General features: G+C 62.4%; 15 protein-coding genes and 1 other RNA gene. 12 read left to right on the forward strand and 4 right to left on the reverse strand.

Features of this window, described 5'->3' with window-relative positions; genetic code table 11:
• Positions 1 to 225: 225 nt before the first annotated feature.
• Positions 226 to 1,170 carry an AEC family transporter gene (locus ACSQ2Z_RS00180; protein ID WP_436079348.1) on the forward strand — a complete coding sequence of 315 codons (945 nt, stop codon included), beginning with the start codon at positions 226 to 228 and terminating at the stop codon, positions 1,168 to 1,170.
• A gap of 75 nt (positions 1,171 to 1,245) precedes the next feature.
• Here the strand turns inward: ACSQ2Z_RS00180 and ACSQ2Z_RS00185 are convergent, their stop codons facing one another.
• The gene (locus ACSQ2Z_RS00185; RefSeq protein ID WP_436079349.1) at positions 1,246 to 1,890 is read right to left on the reverse strand and encodes a c-type cytochrome; all 645 of its coding nucleotides are present in this window, start codon (positions 1,888 to 1,890) and stop codon (positions 1,246 to 1,248) included.
• A 156-nt stretch (positions 1,891 to 2,046) separates the two neighbouring features.
• Between ACSQ2Z_RS00185 and ACSQ2Z_RS00190 the strand changes: the two genes are divergently transcribed.
• From ACSQ2Z_RS00190 to ACSQ2Z_RS00200, 3 genes are all read left to right on the forward strand, one after another.
• The gene (locus ACSQ2Z_RS00190; protein WP_436079350.1) at positions 2,047 to 2,799 is read left to right on the forward strand and encodes a 3-deoxy-manno-octulosonate cytidylyltransferase; all 753 of its coding nucleotides are present in this window, start codon (positions 2,047 to 2,049) and stop codon (positions 2,797 to 2,799) included.
• Positions 2,800 to 2,812: 13 nt separating this feature from the next.
• The gene (locus ACSQ2Z_RS00195) at positions 2,813 to 3,667 is read left to right on the forward strand and encodes a prephenate dehydratase (protein WP_436079351.1); all 855 of its coding nucleotides are present in this window, start codon (positions 2,813 to 2,815) and stop codon (positions 3,665 to 3,667) included.
• 195 nt (positions 3,668 to 3,862) lie between these two features.
• Complete coding sequence (locus ACSQ2Z_RS00200; RefSeq protein WP_436079352.1) at positions 3,863 to 4,933, forward strand: porin; 1,071 nt, start codon at positions 3,863 to 3,865, stop codon at positions 4,931 to 4,933.
• Between the two features lie 63 nt (positions 4,934 to 4,996).
• Here the strand turns inward: ACSQ2Z_RS00200 and nudC are convergent, their stop codons facing one another.
• Both nudC and ACSQ2Z_RS00210 read right to left on the reverse strand, forming a co-directional pair.
• On the reverse strand, positions 4,997 to 5,971 hold the full coding sequence (gene nudC / locus ACSQ2Z_RS00205) for an NAD(+) diphosphatase (RefSeq protein ID WP_436079353.1): 975 nt from the start codon (positions 5,969 to 5,971) through the stop codon (positions 4,997 to 4,999).
• Between the two features lie 2 nt (positions 5,972 to 5,973).
• Positions 5,974 to 6,378 carry an HIT domain-containing protein gene (locus tag ACSQ2Z_RS00210; RefSeq protein WP_436079354.1) on the reverse strand — a complete coding sequence of 135 codons (405 nt, stop codon included), beginning with the start codon at positions 6,376 to 6,378 and terminating at the stop codon, positions 5,974 to 5,976.
• A gap of 103 nt (positions 6,379 to 6,481) precedes the next feature.
• Between ACSQ2Z_RS00210 and ffs the strand changes: the two genes are divergently transcribed.
• The 5 genes from ffs (at position 6,482) to ACSQ2Z_RS00235 (ending at position 11,065) form a co-directional block, all read left to right on the forward strand.
• An RNA gene (gene ffs, locus ACSQ2Z_RS00215) (signal recognition particle sRNA small type) lies at positions 6,482 to 6,578 on the forward strand.
• A 52-nt stretch (positions 6,579 to 6,630) separates the two neighbouring features.
• The gene (locus ACSQ2Z_RS00220; protein WP_436079355.1) at positions 6,631 to 8,508 is read left to right on the forward strand and encodes a DNA polymerase III subunit gamma/tau; all 1,878 of its coding nucleotides are present in this window, start codon (positions 6,631 to 6,633) and stop codon (positions 8,506 to 8,508) included.
• 39 nt (positions 8,509 to 8,547) lie between these two features.
• Positions 8,548 to 8,871 (forward strand): YbaB/EbfC family nucleoid-associated protein, encoded by a 324-nt coding sequence (locus ACSQ2Z_RS00225; protein WP_436079356.1) that lies wholly within the window; start codon positions 8,548 to 8,550, stop codon positions 8,869 to 8,871.
• A gap of 71 nt (positions 8,872 to 8,942) precedes the next feature.
• Positions 8,943 to 9,548: a recombination mediator RecR gene (gene recR / locus ACSQ2Z_RS00230; protein ID WP_436079357.1), complete on the forward strand. Its 606-nt coding sequence runs from the start codon at positions 8,943 to 8,945 to the stop codon at positions 9,546 to 9,548.
• A 320-nt stretch (positions 9,549 to 9,868) separates the two neighbouring features.
• The gene (locus ACSQ2Z_RS00235; protein ID WP_436082924.1) at positions 9,869 to 11,065 is read left to right on the forward strand and encodes a lytic murein transglycosylase; all 1,197 of its coding nucleotides are present in this window, start codon (positions 9,869 to 9,871) and stop codon (positions 11,063 to 11,065) included.
• A 24-nt stretch (positions 11,066 to 11,089) separates the two neighbouring features.
• Here ACSQ2Z_RS00235 and ACSQ2Z_RS00240 read toward each other — a convergent pair whose 3' ends face one another.
• Positions 11,090 to 12,718, reverse strand: coding sequence for an MFS transporter (locus ACSQ2Z_RS00240; protein WP_436079358.1), 1,629 nt, complete (start codon positions 12,716 to 12,718; stop codon positions 11,090 to 11,092).
• Positions 12,719 to 12,984: 266 nt separating this feature from the next.
• On the opposite strand from ACSQ2Z_RS00240, the gene rimP reads away from it, so the two are divergent.
• Genes rimP through ACSQ2Z_RS00255 form a run of 3 tightly spaced genes read left to right on the forward strand, consistent with a single transcriptional unit; the run spans position 12,985 to position 16,016 of the window.
• Positions 12,985 to 13,632 carry a ribosome maturation factor RimP gene (gene rimP / locus ACSQ2Z_RS00245; RefSeq protein WP_436079359.1) on the forward strand — a complete coding sequence of 216 codons (648 nt, stop codon included), beginning with the start codon at positions 12,985 to 12,987 and terminating at the stop codon, positions 13,630 to 13,632.
• A gap of 57 nt (positions 13,633 to 13,689) precedes the next feature.
• Positions 13,690 to 15,297 carry a transcription termination factor NusA gene (gene nusA, locus ACSQ2Z_RS00250; RefSeq protein WP_436079360.1) on the forward strand — a complete coding sequence of 536 codons (1,608 nt, stop codon included), beginning with the start codon at positions 13,690 to 13,692 and terminating at the stop codon, positions 15,295 to 15,297.
• A 32-nt stretch (positions 15,298 to 15,329) separates the two neighbouring features.
• Positions 15,330 to 16,016 carry an RNA-binding protein gene (locus ACSQ2Z_RS00255; protein WP_436079361.1) on the forward strand — a complete coding sequence of 229 codons (687 nt, stop codon included), beginning with the start codon at positions 15,330 to 15,332 and terminating at the stop codon, positions 16,014 to 16,016.
• The last annotated feature ends 62 nt before the right edge of the window (positions 16,017 to 16,078 follow it).

The raw sequence follows: 16,078 nt of genomic DNA on the forward strand, positions 1-16,078 counted from the left end.
ACCGCAAAACCATATGCCCTGCCCAAGGGACAACGCAAGCTTTTCGGGAAGGTTCCCTCTTTCGGATGGATGAAGGCACCGCCACAAATCCGGATCGCGTGTGTCGCGAACGACGCGGCACTCCCCGATTTGTCGCGTTCCAGGACAGCGGGCTCCCCCACCGGTTGCGGCATCGCGCCGAATGGGTCTATGGCGGTAGCTCAACTCGCCAAGAGGCAGCACCCGATGTCCGATGTCTTCCTGAATGTCGTGCCGATTTTTGTCCTCATCCTGCTCGGCTGGCTGATCGTGCGGATGAACTATCTGGAGGCGGCGGTCGGGGAAGCGCTTGGCGATTTCGTCTTCCGGGTGGCGGTGCCGGTCCTTCTGTTCCGCACCATTGCCGAGGCCGACTTCAAGGAAGGGTCGCCCTGGGCGCTCTGGCTCGCCTATTTTTCCGGCGTTGCGGTCGCATGGACGCTCGGGCATCTTGCAGCCACATTGTTTTTCAAGAAGGATGCGCGCGTCGGCGTGCTCTCGGGCGTTTCCTCCGCCTTTGCCAATACGGTTTTCATCGGCCTGCCGCTGGTCTCGCGCAATGTCGGCGAGGACGGGGTGGTGGCGCTGTCCATCCTGCTTTCGGTGCACCTGCCTGTCATGATGATCGCCGGCACGATCCTGATGGAGCGGGCCGAGCGCAAGACCAGCGGCAAGCCCGGCCAAAGCCCCTTGCGGCTGTTAAAGGGTATTCTGCGCAATCTTGTGCGCAATCCGCTGGTCATCGGCCTTTTCTGCGGAGCGCTCGTTCATCTCGCCAGCATGCCGCTTGGCGGGCCGGTCAAGGTCGTCGTCGACCAGCTCGCTTCGGTCGCCGCCCCCGCGGCGCTCATCTCGATCGGCATGGCGCTCGATAGGTATGGCCTCGTCGGCAATACCGGGCTTGCCTCGATCACCAGTCTCCTGAAGCTCGTTGTTCTGCCGGCAACCGTCTATGGTGCCTGCCAGCTGCTCGGCCTCAACAGCAACTGGACGGCCGCCCTGGTGCTGACCTCATCCGTGCCGACCGGCATCAATGCCTGGCTGATCGCCAATCATTTCAATGTCGGCCACGGGCTCGCCTCCTCGACGATCACCATCACCACGGCGCTGGGCGTCATCTCGGTTTCGGCCTGGGCGTATGTCCTGCTCTGAGGTTCTGTCCGAAGCAGGCGCAAAAAAGCCCGGCACATGGCCAGGCTTTGTTTGATCTATCGATGGACGCAAGGCTTATTGAGCCGGTGCGGTTTCCGTCGCAGGCTTCGTTGCCTCGCCTTCGGCAGCAGGTTTTGCAGCTTCACCTTCAGCGGCAGGTGTTGCAGCAGCGGAAGCGTCGGGCAATGCCACCGGCGAATCAGCCTGTTCACGCAGCCAGGCAATCAAATTGGCGCGCTCTTCCGGCTTCTTCAGACCGGCAAAGCCCATCGCGGTGCCGGGAACGTGCTTCTTCGGCGCTTCAATGAAGAAGCTCAGATGGTCATAGCTCCAGGTCTTGTTGGCTTCGGCGAAGGTCTTCATGCCGGCCGAGTAGCTGAAGCCCTCGTGCGAGGCGATCGGACGATCAACCACGCCCCACAGGTTAGGACCGACCTTGTTCGGCCCGCCCTTCTCCGAGGTGTGACAGCTTGCGCATTTCTTGAAGATGGTCGCGCCGGCGGCCGGATCGGCCGATGCGAGCAGCGGCTTGATATCGACTTCGGCTTCTGCTGCGCCGCCGGCACCGGCTTCCGATGCGCCTTCCTCGGCGATGATTGCAAAGCCTTCCTTCTCGGGAGCTTCCGAATGGAAAATGCCTTCCGATCCGATCGATACGGACATCAAAACAAAGACCGTACCAAGAAAGGCACCCACGCCCATGTTCACATATGAGTTCATCTGTAAACGTTCCCCTTGCAACCGGCGCAAACAAAACGCCGGCCTATCTTGAAATCGCGCGGAACCTATGTCTTTTGGCTTTGCGTTGCAACAGACATTATAAGCTCCGGACTGAGACCTTTTGACACTTTTCCGGCGCGTTTTGAAGGCCCAGGCATGAACAGCGACAATTTGGACAAAACCCTCATTCTCATTCCTGCCCGCATGGCCTCGACGCGCCTTCCAGGCAAGCCGCTCGCCGATATTTGCGGCCTCGCGATGATCGTCCAGGTCGCCTTGCGGGCGAAAGACGCTCAAGCCGGACGGATCGTCGTCGCCGTCGATCATCAGGACACGTTCGATGCCGTGACCGCTGCCGGTTTCGAAGCGGTGATGACCCGGGTGGATCACCAGTCCGGTTCCGACCGCATTTATGAAGCGCTTCTGAAGAGCGATCCCGAAGGCAAGGTGGACATCGTCATCAATGTCCAGGGCGATCTGCCGACGATCGAGCCGGAGACGATCCGCGCAGCACTCAGGCCGCTGGAAAACCCGGAAGTCGATATCGCCACGCTGACCGTGGAGATCGAGGATGAGGAAGAAAAGCTCAATCCGAACGTCGTCAAGGTTGTCGGCACGCCTCTGTCGGCGACGCGCCTGAAGGCGCTTTACTTCACCCGTGCCACTGCGCCGCACGGCCCGGGGCCACTCTACCACCATATCGGCCTCTACGCCTATCGGCGGTCGGCGCTGGAAAAATTCGTATCGCTGTCGCCCTCGACGCTGGAGAAACGCGAATCGCTCGAGCAGTTGCGGGCGCTCGAAGCCGGCATGCGCATCGATGTCGAAATCGTCAAATCCATACCGCTCGGTGTCGATACGCCGGCCGACCTTGAAAAAGCCCGGCGCCTTCTTTCGGTAAAAGCCTGATTGGAACCCCGTGATGATCACCAAGACCAACCGCATCTCGTTCCAGGGCGACTACGGCGCCAACTCCGACATGGCTTGCCGCGACATGTTCCCGGACATGGAGCCGCTGCCCTGCCAGACCTTCGAGGACGCGTTTCTCGCCGTGGAGAACGGCGAGGCCGATCTTGCGATGATCCCGATCGAAAACACCATCGCCGGCCGCGTCGCCGACATCCATCACCTGCTGCCCGACTCGCGGCTGCACATCGTCGGCGAATATTTCATGCCGATCCGCTTCCAGCTGATGGTGCTGCCGGGCGTGTCGCGCGACGAGATCCGCACGGTGCACAGCCATATCCATGCGCTCGGCCAGTGCCGCATGATCGTCCGCGCCAACGGCTGGAAGCCGGTCGTGGCCGGCGATACCGCAGGCGCTGCCAAGCTGGTGGCGGAAAAAGGCGACCGGTCGATGGCAGCCCTTGCGCCGCGGCTCGCTGCCGATCTCTACAAGCTCGAGATCATCGCGGAAAATGTCGAGGACACGGAAAACAACGTCACGCGATTCGTGATCCTCTCGCGCGACGCAAAGGAGATCAAGCGGCAGTCGGACAAGGACGTCATCGTCACGACCTTCGTCTTCAACGTCCGCAACATTCCGGCTTCGCTCTACAAGGCGCTGGGCGGCTTCGCCACTAACGGCATCAACATGACCAAGCTCGAGAGCTACCAGCTCGGCGGCAAGTTCATCGCAACCCAGTTCTACGCCGATATCGAAGGGCATCCGGACGATCCGCATGTGCGCCAGGCCCTCGACGAATTGCGGTATTTTTCCGAGAAGGTCCGCATTCTCGGCTCCTATGCCGCTCATCCGATGCGGCTCGTCCTATAGGAACGCTTTGGCCTGATTTAAAGGGCCAAAACTAACGGCTATCCTTTGTGGCCGGAAGATGGTTATTTTGCGGAGGACCCTCAGCGGTTTGTTTGACGCAGAATTCTCGTATTGCTTCGACGATGCGCCATCATCATGTCCGACAACACTTCACGCATGCCGCCTTCCCACGGCATACGCCACAAAGGTTAGCCTATGATAATCAAGACCCTCCTCCTCGGCTCGGCGGCTGCATTGACGGTCGTAACGGGCGCCCGTGCAGCCGACGCGATCGTTGCTGCAGAACCCGAACCCCTAGAATATGTTCGCGTCTGCGACGCCTTCGGCACCGGCTTTTTCTATATCCCCGGCACAGAAACATGCCTGAAGATCAGCGGCTATGTGCGATCCGATTCAAGCTTCGGCGACGACCCCTATAGCGGCGAGGATCTCGGCTGGGCCGGATTTGCGCGCGGAACCATCCGGCTCGATGCCCGCAACGATACGGAATACGGCACGCTGCGTTCGTTCATCGAACTACGCAGCCAGGCGTCCGTCGATGCTGGCTCGACCTATATCAACAGCGCCTATATCGAGCTGGCCGGCTTCCGTGCGGGCTATGACGATTCGCGGTTCGACACCTGGCTGAATTCGGCCGGCAACATCATCAACGACGATGTCATCGACTACACCGGTGATCGCACGAACCAGGTCAGCTATGTCTATGAGGCTGGAAACGGCTTCTCTGCCCTGATCGGGCTGGAAGAGGGCTCCGGGGACTACGATACCGGCTTTGCCCCCGTTCCGTCCGCGTCCTACAGCGGCGACAACGCTCCGCACATTCTCGGCGGCGTGAAGTACGAGCAGGACTGGGGCGGCATCGCCGCTGTCGGCGGCTATGACAACAATGCCGATGCCTTTGGCGGCAAGATCCGCGTCGATGTCAAGTTCAACGATGCGTTCTCGGTCTTCGTGATGGGCGGCTATCAGTCGGATTGGGACAACGACAATGGTCCCGGCGGCAGCCGTCAGCGGAACTACTATGGCCCCTGGTATGGCGATTGGGCGGCCTGGGGCGGCTTTTCCGCGACGCTGACGGAAAAGGCATCCTTGAACGGCCAGCTTGCCTATGAGGAGGATGGAACGCTGGCGGCGGCGTTGAACGTCGAATACGCGGTGGTACCTGGCCTCACAGTGCAGCCGGAAATCAACTACACCGATTTCGGCGGCGAGCGCGGCAGCGGCGAAGCCTTCGGCGGCATCCTGCGCGTCCAACGCAATTTCTAAGCGCAAACCACCTGGGCAAGAAAACACATCGGCGTCCGCCTCCCGGCGGTCGCCGATTTTCGTTTATCGCGGCCAGTCCAGCCAGTCGCGCATCAGCTGGTGGGCGATGGCGCCCTTCGGCGGCGGGCCGAGCTCGCCGTCAGCCAGCGCCACGCCGGTATTGCGGGCCAGCATCGCGGCCGTCTCCTCGCGGGTAAACCAGCGGCAATCCTCCAGCTCCTGCTCGTCGCGATGGATATCGCGGGACTGGGCCTCGGCGTAGCAGCCGATCATCAGCGTGTGCGGCATCGGCCAGGGCTGCGAGGCATGATAGCGGACGCGGCCAATGCGGATGCCGGACTCCTCGTGGGTTTCGCGCCGCACGGCGTTCTCGATGGTTTCGCCCGGCTCGACGAAGCCGGCGAGGCAGGAATACATGCCTTCCGGAAAATGCGGGCTGCGGCCAAGCAGGCAGAGATCTCGCTCGACGTCGATGGTCAACATGATGACGACCGGATCGGTACGCGGGAAAACCATATGGCCGCAGGCGGTGCAGACGCGGCGGTAGCCGCCGGCCTTGCCCTCCATCGCCGAGCCGCATTTGCCGCAGAAGCGGTTCGCCGCATTCCAGGTGATCAGGCTCGAGGCCTGCGCGAACTGGCCGAGCAGTTCGTCGGGCAGCATCTGCTGGCGATAGAGCGTGCGTCCGTCGGCAAGCTTGAAGGGTTCGGGAAGCGTTTCTTCAGTCAAGCCGACCGGAACCGCCAGCCGCGGCTCGCCGTTGGCCAGGAAGCCAAGCAGGATCGCATCGTCAAGCTCGGGCTCGAGGCCTGCGAGCTCATAGGGCGCGAACAGCGGATCGATGATCTTCTCATCGTGCTTGACGACCAGCTTGCCACCCGAAAAGGCGTATACATGCGCGCCCTCCTTGCGGAAAGCGACTTCGACACAATCGTCGGGTCGATGTTCGGATTGCCGGTCCAGATGATTCTCGGCGAAGGCAACGAGCGTGCTCGGCTCGGGGTGCGGGCTGTGCAGTTCGAAGATCGATTTCGTCATGATCAAAGATTTTCCAGTATCCGTGCTGCGAATGCCTTGCGCTCGTCATCGCCCCAGGGTTCGGCTGTCCCGAAACCCCAGACCGGCCCCGGCCAATTGGCATCGCCCTCGCTGCGGGCGATGACATGGACGTGAAGCTGGCGAACGATATTGCCAAGCGCGCCGACATTGATCTTCGTCGCCCCCGTCGCCTTTTTCAATGCCGAAGCGGCCATGTTCGTCTCGAAAGTCAACATCGCCTGGTCGAGCGGCGTCAGGTCGAAGATTTCCGACACGCCGTAGCGCTGCGGAATGAGCACCAGCCAGGGCCAGCGGCGGTCGTTGTTGATGCGAAGCTGGCAAAGTCCAAGCGTGACGATCAGCAATCCATCGCGTTCAAGGCGTTCATCGATATCGAAGGCAGGCAAGCGTATCTCCCGGATCGGTGATTTTTCTTTTGTTTGCACAAAGATAGCAGTTTTTTGAAGGCGTGGCTTGCATTTGGTTTCGATATTGCCGATATGAGAGCCGGGAGGTTGGTGGTGGACGAGCCACTCGCCAACCGGGTCAGGTCCGGAAGGAAGCAGCCCCAACGAGCCAGGCACGGGTCATCGTGCCAGCCTCCCACCCTTTTCCTTCTGTCCTGTCTGGACACGACTTGGTGCCAAGCGGCAGGGGCGATGAGCGAAAATACGTTGATCCCGACATCTGAAAAACCCGCCGCCTACCGGGTTCTCGCGCGCAGATACCGCCCCAAGGATTTCTCCGATCTGATGGTCGGCCAGGAACCGATGGTGCGCACGCTGACCAACGCGTTCGACACCGGCCGCATCGCCCAGGCCTACATGCTGACCGGCGTGCGCGGCGTCGGCAAGACGACGACGGCGCGCATCCTGGCGCGCGCGCTGAACTACAAGACGAGCGAAATCGACACGCCGACCATCGACCTGCGTATCCCCGGCGAACATTGCCAGGCGATCATGGAAGGCCGCCATGTGGACGTCATCGAGATGGACGCGGCCTCCCATACCGGTATCGACGATATTCGCGAGATCATCGAGCAGGTGCGCTACCGGCCGGTTTCGGCGCGCTACAAGGTCTATATCATCGACGAAGTGCATATGCTCTCGACCCAGGCCTTCAACGGCCTGTTGAAGACGCTCGAAGAGCCGCCGGAGCATGTCAAGTTCATTTTCGCGACGACCGAGATCCGCAAGGTTCCGATCACGGTGCTGTCGCGCTGCCAGCGCTTCGATCTGCGCCGCATCGGCGCGTCCGATCTCGTTGGCCTATTCACCACCATTCTCGGCAAGGAAGGCATTTCGGCCGATCCCGACGCGCTCGCGATGATCGCACGCGCGGCCGAAGGTTCGGCGCGCGACGGTCTCTCTCTGCTCGACCAGGCGATCGCCCATGGCGGCGGCGTGGTCGAAGTTGAAGCAGTGCGCTCGATGCTCGGGCTTGCCGATCGCGCCAGGATCGTCGATCTGTTCCAGCATATCGTCAAAGGCGATGTCGCGGCAGCGCTCGAGGAGTTCAACGGACAGTACGAGGCGGGCGCCAGCCCGTCGGTGGTGCTGACCGACCTTGCTGACTTCACCCATCTCGTCACCCGGCTGAAATATGTGCCGGATGCCGCGAACGACCAGTCGCTGAGTGAGATCGAACGCACCCGCGGCGCCGAATTCTCCTCCAGCATCGCCGTGACGACGCTGTCGCGCATCTGGCAGATGCTCTTGAAGGGCATTCCGGAAACGGAAAGCTCGTCGCGTCCGGCCGGAGCCGCCGAGATGGTGTTGATCCGCCTTGCCCATGCCGCCCACCTGCCCTCGCCGGAAGATGCGGCCCGCCGGCTGCTCGAACTGTCCGGAGGCGACCTCGCGCGGCAGCCTTCCGCGCCGAACGGCAGCAACGGCAGCGGGGCGCAGGCCACCCTTGCGAGCAGCGCCATGCAGGTCCGCGGCAGCGATATGCTGCCGGCACAGCGCGCGACAGGAAACGGTGCGACCATGTTGCGCGCCGTGCCGAACGCAGCACCCCAACCGGAAATGCCAGTCGGCAAGACGGAAGAAAAGCCGGTCGAAGTCTCCTCAGCAAAAGCGGAACCGAAGGTCTCCGTCAAATCGGCGGGCGACATTGCAGAGCTGTGCGCCGCAAACCGCGATATCAGGCTGAAGACGCTGGTGCGCAATTTCGTCCGTCTCGTCAATCTGGAGCCCGGACGGCTGGAACTCAACCTGCCGGACGATGCGCCGAAAACGCTGGTTGCCGAGCTTCAGAAAAAGCTGGAGGATTGGACGGGCATCCGCTGGATGGTGATCCTCAGCCGCGAGCCCGGCCAACCGACGCTCGTGGAGGCCGAAGCGGCCACTAAGGAGCGACAATTCAACGACGCTCGGCAGGACCCGGACGTCGTCGCCATCATCGCACGGTTTCCCGGCGCAAAGATCGCCGACGTCAGGATAAAGGGGCCGGAACCGGAGGAAGAGCCGCAGGCTGTGGCCGCCGCCGAATCCGAGGAAGGCGATATCCTTCCCGGCGACGATATTGAGCACTAAGTCTACGAGATCACCGCGAGACAGGAAGAGGACACGGCGATGCGCGACATCATGGGCATGATGGGCAAGGTCAAGGAAATGCAGGCCAAGATGGAGAAGATGCAGGAAGAGATTTCTGCGCTCGAAGTCGACGGCTCCTCCGGCGGCGGTCTGGTCACCGTTCGCATGGACGGCAAGGGCAACCTGAAAGGCGTCAAGATCGACCCGTCGCTCTTCAAGGAAGACGATGTCGAGATCCTCGAGGACCTGATCGTCGCCGCCCACAAGGACGGCAAGGACAAGGCCGAGGCGATCACCGCCGAAAAGACCCGCGCGCTCACCGCCGGCCTGCCGATCCCTCCCGGCATGAAACTGCCGTTCTAGGCCGCAACGCCTCACGAGAGACTCGCGTTTGGGCGATTCCGTTCGCTACAGATATGGAGTAGAACCGCCGCATGGCAAAGCGAGTCACCGGCCCCGAAATCGAAAAACTCATTCAGCTTCTGGCGAAGGTGCCCGGGCTCGGGCCGCGCTCGGCCCGGCGCGCAGCACTTCATCTCGTCAAGAAGAAGGACCAGCTGCTCGGCCCGCTCGCCGACGCGATGGGTGATGCCTATGCCAAGGTTCGGATCTGCTCGTGCTGCGGCAATGTCGATACCAGTGATCCCTGCAGCGTCTGCTCCGACGACCGGCGCGACAATTCCGTGATCATCGTCGTCGAGGACGTCTCCGACCTCTGGGCGCTGGAGCGGGCAGGCGCGATGAGCACCGCCTATCACGTGCTCGGCGGGACGCTCTCGCCGCTCGACGGCGTCGGGCCCGACGACCTCAACATCAAGGGGCTGATCGAGCGCGTCGGCAAGGGCGGCGTGCGCGAACTGATCATCGCCGTGAATGCCACCGTCGAGGGCCAGACCACCGCCCATTACATCACCGACCAGCTCGGCGGCCTTGATGTCAAGATCACCCGTCTCGCCCACGGCGTCCCCGTCGGCGGCGAGCTCGACTATCTGGACGAGGGCACGCTGACGGCGGCGTTGCGGGCGAGGACGGTGATTTGACGAAGAACTCTACGCCCGTCATTCCTGTGCTTGTCACAGGAATCCAGCCACGGGACGTCCGTCGCGTGAAAGAGTCTCTTGCGCCATGGACATGGCGCGGCTGGATCCCCGCCACAAGGGCGAGGATGACGGAGTGTGCGGACACGCCACGCGGGACACAGCTACTGAATAGCATGTTGGAAATACTAAAGACCATTCTGAAAAGCCGGCAACGGATACGACTGATCTTCCCCCTTGAGGGGGAGATGTCGGCGACGCCGACAGAGGGGGGTAAGGCGCGGCATACTCTGGCGATTGTGATCGCGACGATTGTATCGCTGATGCCCCTGCCCGCGCTCGCAGCCTCCAAGGCCAAGACCGAGGCGCAGTTCCGCCAGTGGCTGCAGACCGACCTCTGGCCGGAAGCTGAGAAGGCCGGCATTTCGGAAAAATCCTTCACCGCCGCCTTTGCCGGCGTGACGCTCAACTGGGACCTGCCGGACCTCGTGCCGCCGGGCACCAAGCCGCCGAGCGAGCAGAAGCAGAGCCAGGCGGAATTCTCTTCGCCCGGCGCCTATTTCTCCGAACAGCGCCTGCAGGGATTGACTGCCTCCGGCCGTAGCCTAGCCAAGACCCATGCCGCGACGCTCAGGCGGATCGAAAAGACCTATGGCGTGCCGGGACCGGTCGTGCTCGCCATATGGGGCCGCGAATCAGGTTTCGGCCGTGCGAAGATCCCGCATCCGATCATGGACGTGCTGGCGACCAAAGCCTTCATGTCGACGCGCGGCGATCTCTTCCGCCGTGAACTGATCGCCGCCCTTCATATCCTCGACAGCGGCGACGTGCGTGAAGCGGAGATGATGGGCTCGTGGGCCGGCGCCATGGGCCAGCCGCAGTTCCTGCCGACCAGCTTCTTGAAATATGCCGTCGATTTCGATGGCGACGGTCGCCGCGATATCTGGAAATCGGTGCCGGACGTGCTCGGCTCAATCGCCCATTATATGTCTGAAAAAGGCTGGCAGCGTGACCGCGACTGGGGTTTTGAAGTTAGCATCCCCTCGAATGTCTCCTGTGCCCAGGAAGGGCCGGACCTTGCCAAGCCGATCGCGCAATGGGCCTCGAGCGGCATTGGGCGGATTTCCGGCAAGGCCTTTCCGGCCGACGAAACCAAGGCCAGCGGCATGATGCTGGTGCCGGCCGGTCGCCATGGACCGGAATTCATTGTCACGCCGAATTTCTACGTGATCAAGGAATACAACAACTCCGACCTCTATGCCCTGTTCATCGGCAACCTCGCAGACCGGATTTCATCGGGTGGCGGCGCCTTCAAGGGCCAGTTCGGCGACGTCGGCAAGATGTTGCGCTCGGACGTCTTGAAGATGCAGAAGAACCTGCAGGCGCAGGGCTATGATATCGGCAAGGCCGACGGCCTCGCCGGCTACAAGACCCGCCGCTCGCTGGGCGACTGGCAGGCAAAGAACGGCCTGGCACCGACGTGTTTTCCGGATGCCGGGCTGAAGGCCAAGCTACGCTGAGCAGAAGCGGCAGCACCATCCCGCTCAATGCATGTCCATCTGCTGCTTGTAGCGTTCGTAGTCGTAGGGAAGGATGGTCTGGCGTTCGATCATCCGATGCACGCGCGGCGGGGTCTCGCCGCGATGCAGTTCCAGCAGTCGGTCACCGATTTCTGCGTCGGCCTGCGTGCGGCGCTGGTTGTGGCGGACATATTCGACCCAGGTCGGCACGTGATAGGTCTCGGTCCACACCGTCGGGTTTTCCAGATCCCGCATCAACCCCCATTGCCCGGCACCATCGCGGATGCGGACGCGGCGGCGTTCGGCCATGGCGGTCAGGAAGTCCGGCACGTCACCGTCGGCGATATCGTAGTCGATCATCACGACGATCGGCCCGCTGCGGGGCTTGAGATCGAGCTTCAGGAGCGGCTCCGAGAAACGGTTGAGCGGATCGAGATTGAGCGATTGGAATTCCGGCAGCGGCAATCTCAGGCCGATGGCGGCGCCGACAATCATCAGCCCAGCGGAAGCGATCAGCGCATTGGCCGGGCCATAGGTCTCGGCCGCCTGCCCCCACATCCAGCTGCCCGCGGCGATGCCGCCGAAGGTGGTGGTCTGGTAGAGCGACAGTGCCCGCCCGACGACCCAGCGCGGGGTCGAAAGCTGCACCGTCGTATTGAACAGCGACAGCGCCAGTACCCAGCCGGCGCCTGAGAGAAGAAGCGCAAGGCTGGTCAGCCAGCCATAGGGGCTGGACGCGGTGATGAGAGCGCTGACGGCAAAACCGGCAAAGGCGATGCGCACGATCCACTCGCTCGACAGATCCTCCCGCAGCCGGGCGCTGAGCAGCGCCCCGGCAATGGCGCCGAGGCCGAAGGCGCCGAGCATGATGCCGTAGGTGAGCGGCCCGCCAGCAACGAGATCGCGGGCGACCAGCGGCAGGAGCGCCAAGATGGCGCTGGCCGACAGGCCGAAGACGAAGCCGCGGAACAGCACCTTGCCGATATTGGGCGACATCGCGACGTAGCGTAGGCCGGCGGAAATCGCCCGGCCCATCGATTCGCGCGGCAGCGTCGAGAGCGTCACTTCCCGCCGCCAGCGGATGAGCGCAAAGAGAAGCGCGAAATAGCTCAGCGTATTGGCGGCAAACGCCGCGGCCGCGCCGGCCGCCGCGACGATGGCGCCGCCGATCGCGGGGCCGACCGAACGGGTAATGTTGAAGCCCATGCTGTTCAGCGCCACGGCGGCGGGCAGCACGTCGCGCGGCACCATATCGCCGACGGAGGCCTGCCAGGAGGGATTGTTGAGCGCCGTGCCGCAGCCGATCAGGAAGGTGAAGAGCAGAAGCAGCCACGGTGTGACAAGGCCAAAATGGGCGCAGACCGTCAAAAGCGCCGAGACGGCCAGCATGAAACACTGGGCGATCAGCATGATCCGGCGCCGGTCGAAATTGTCGGCGAGCGCGCCGGAGACAAGCGAAAACAGCATGATCGGCAGCGACGTCGAGGCCTGCACCAGCGCCACCATGTTCACCGAATCCGAGATCGACGTCATCATCCAGGCGGCGCCGACGGCCTGGACGAGGCCGCCGAAGTTGGAGGCGAGGCTCGCTACCCAGATGATACGGAACGTGTCGTGCCTGAACGGCGCCAATGGCGATAGTCGATGCGGCAAGCGCTGTCCCCCACCCTGTCTTGTTCTGAAGTACTTGTGAGGCCCAATCTAGGCCAGAACAATTGCCGGGCAAGCAAAAGCACGACCGCCGGCAGGATTTTGCCACTTGAGCTTCGCTCCAGCGGTTTTACCGGCGCAGACTCGGCATATCTTGCATTTGCCGATGATCGAGCGTATATGACGCTCAAATTCTTGATCGGTTGATGAAGAGTGGGCCCGTCAGGACCCGCTCTTTTTTATTAGCCGATGGTTTGGGAGAGCATCGTTTGTCCGACACGACAGCGACAGAAAACACGCAGGAACCGCGGCTGATCACCGAAACCGGAATCGACCGCCGCATCGCCGACATCATCGAGCCAGTGCTCGTTCCGATGGGATACCAGCTGGTGCGGGTTCGCCTGACCTCGCAGAACGGTGCGACGCTGCAGATCATGGCCGAGCGGACCGACGGCACGATGACTGTGCAGGATTGCGAAGCCATCTCGACGGCGATTTCGCCGGTTCTCGATGTGGAAGATCCGGTCGACAAGGCGTATCATCTCGAAGTGTCGTCGCCCGGCATCGACCGGCCGATGGTGCGCAAGTCGGATTTCAGCCGCTGGGCCGGCCATCTGATCAAGTGCGAGACCTCGATCCTGGTCGATAATCGCAAGCGTTTTCGGGGTAAGATCGTTGCGGCCGACGATGAGGGTTTCACCATCGAGCGCGATCAGCCGGCCTATGGCGAAGAGCCGCGGGTCACCATTCCGTTCACGGCGCTGGCCGAAGGCCGGCTGATCCTGACGGACGACCTGATCCGTGATGCGCTGGCGGCGGACAAGAAGGCCAAGGCGGCCCAAGCCGCACATGGCCAAGCCGCACACGGGACAGCGGCGAACGAAAACTTCGAAGACGAAGATTCGCCGATCGAATGAGTTTAAGGCGCGGAACGCTTCAGGATGAAGCCCCGGCAATCAGACGGAGACTTGAAAATGGCAGTGAGTGCTAACCGGCTCGAACTTCTGCAGATCGCGGATGCCGTCGCGCGCGAAAAGGTGATCGACCGCGAAATCGTTCTGGCCGCCATGGCCGACGCGATCCAGAAGGCGGCACGCTCGCGCTATGGTTCAGAGAGCAACATCCGCGCCGACATCAATTCCAAGACCGGTGAGATTCGCCTGCAGCGCCTGCTCGAGGTGGTCGAGGCTGCCGAGGATTATTCCACGCAGATCCCGCTCGAGCTCGCCCGCGACCGCAATCCGGACGCCAAGCTCGGCGACTTCATCGCCGATCCGCTGCCGCCGATGGATTTCGGCCGCATCGCCGCCCAGTCTGCCAAGCAGGTCATCGTCCAGAAGGTGCGCGAAGCCGAGCGTGACCGCCAGTTCGACGAATTCAAGGATCGCATCGGCGAGATCGTCAACGGCACGGTCAAGCGCGTCGAATACGGCAACGTCATCGTCGATCTCGGCCGTGGCGAAGGCATCATCCGCCGTGACGAAATGATCCCGCGCGAGAACATGCGCTATGGCGATCGCGTCCGCTCTTACGTCTATGATGTGCGTCGCGAACAGCGCGGGCCTCAGATCTTCCTGTCGCGTACCCATCCGCAGTTCATGGTGAAGCTGTTCACCATGGAAGTTCCGGAAATCTACGACGGCATCATCCAGATCCGCTCGGTTGCTCGCGACCCCGGCTCGCGCGCCAAGATCGCCGTGATCTCGAACGATAGCTCGATCGATCCGGTCGGCGCCTGCGTCGGTATGCGCGGTTCGCGCGTCCAGGCCGTCGTCGCCGAACTACAGGGTGAAAAGATCGACATCATTCCGTGGAGCCAGGATCCGGCGTCGTTCATCGTCAACGCGCTGCAGCCGGCCGAAGTCGCCAAGGTCGTTCTCGATGAGGACGCGGAGCGCATCGAAGTCGTGGTTCCGGACGAGCAGCTTTCGCTCGCCATCGGCCGCCGCGGCCAGAACGTTCGCCTCGCCTCGCAGCTGACCGGCTGGGACATCGACATCATGACGGAAGCGGAAGAATCCGAGCGCCGCCAGAAGGAATTCAACGAGCGGACCAACCTGTTCATGGAAGCGCTCGATGTGGACGAGATGGTCGGCCAGGTTCTGGCTTCGGAAGGCTTCGCCGCCGTCGAGGAACTGGCTTACGTGGAACTCGATGAAATCGCCTCGATCGACGGTTTCGACGAAGACACGGCAAACGAACTGCAGACCCGCGCCCGCGAATATCTCGAGCGCCTCGAAGCGGAAATGGATGCCAAGCGCAAGGAACTCGGTGTTTCCGACGAACTGCGCACGATCGACGGCATGACCGGCCAGATGCTGGTGGCTCTCGGCGAAGACGGCATCAAGACGATGGAAGACTTTGCCGGCTGCGCCGCCGACGATCTCGTCGGCTGGTCCGAGCGCAAGGACGGCGAGACGAAGAAGTTCGAAGGCCTGTTCTCCAAGCTTGAAGTCTCGCGCATCGAAGCCGAACGCATGGTCCTGCAGGCGCGTCTCGCTGCCGGCTGGATCACCGAAGAGGACCTGGTACGCGAAGAGCAAGCGCTCGAAGTCGTGGAAGGCGCGGAACAGGACGCCTGAGGAGGCGTCGCTGATCGTGATCCGGGCCGCCGATGCTGCTTGAAGACAAAGACCCCGCCGGGGACATCGAAGGTGAAGCAGTGAACGGCCGCATGTGCATCGTGACACGGCAGAGCGGAACGCCGGAAACGCTGATCCGCTTTGTCGCCGCCCCCGATGGCCGGGTGGTGCCAGACCTGAAGAAGCAGCTGCCGGGCCGCGGCTGCTGGGTCAGCGCCGAACGGACGGTGCTTGAAAAGGCAATCGCAAAGAAGCTGTTTGCCCGCGGCCTGAAGAAGGCCGATGTGACGGCCGGGCCGGAGCTCGCCGACGAGGTGGACCGGCTCTTGTCGCAGCAGCTCGCCGGCATGATGAACATGGCGCGCAAGGCAGGCCAGTTCATCAGCGGCGCCTCGAAGGTGGAGCAGGCGGTGCGCGGCATGGCGGCGCTTGCCACGTTCCATGCGGTCGACGCGGCCGCCGACGGCGTTCGCAAGATCGACCAGGCGCGCAAGGCGATGAGCTTTGTCGCCGATGACGGAAAGGAAATACCCTCCTTCCGCTTCTTCACCGAGGCGGAAATGGGAGGGCTTTTGGGCCAGAATGCTTTTATCCATGCTTGCGCGCTTGCAGGGCAGGCGGGTGAGGGTGTAGTGAAGCGCGCAAACATGCTCGAAAGGTACCGGGGAACCGTCCCGGTCCGAGCCGTCGGCGCCGAAACTGGCTTGCCGACACAATGACGCGGGTCACCGGCGAAGGCCGGCCAAACTGCGATTGTAGATATGAAATCGAACGACGGGGT

Source organism: Pararhizobium sp. LjRoot235 (genome assembly GCF_964254145.1).
In the GTDB taxonomy this organism is placed as follows: Bacteria; Pseudomonadota; Alphaproteobacteria; order Rhizobiales; family Rhizobiaceae; genus Pararhizobium.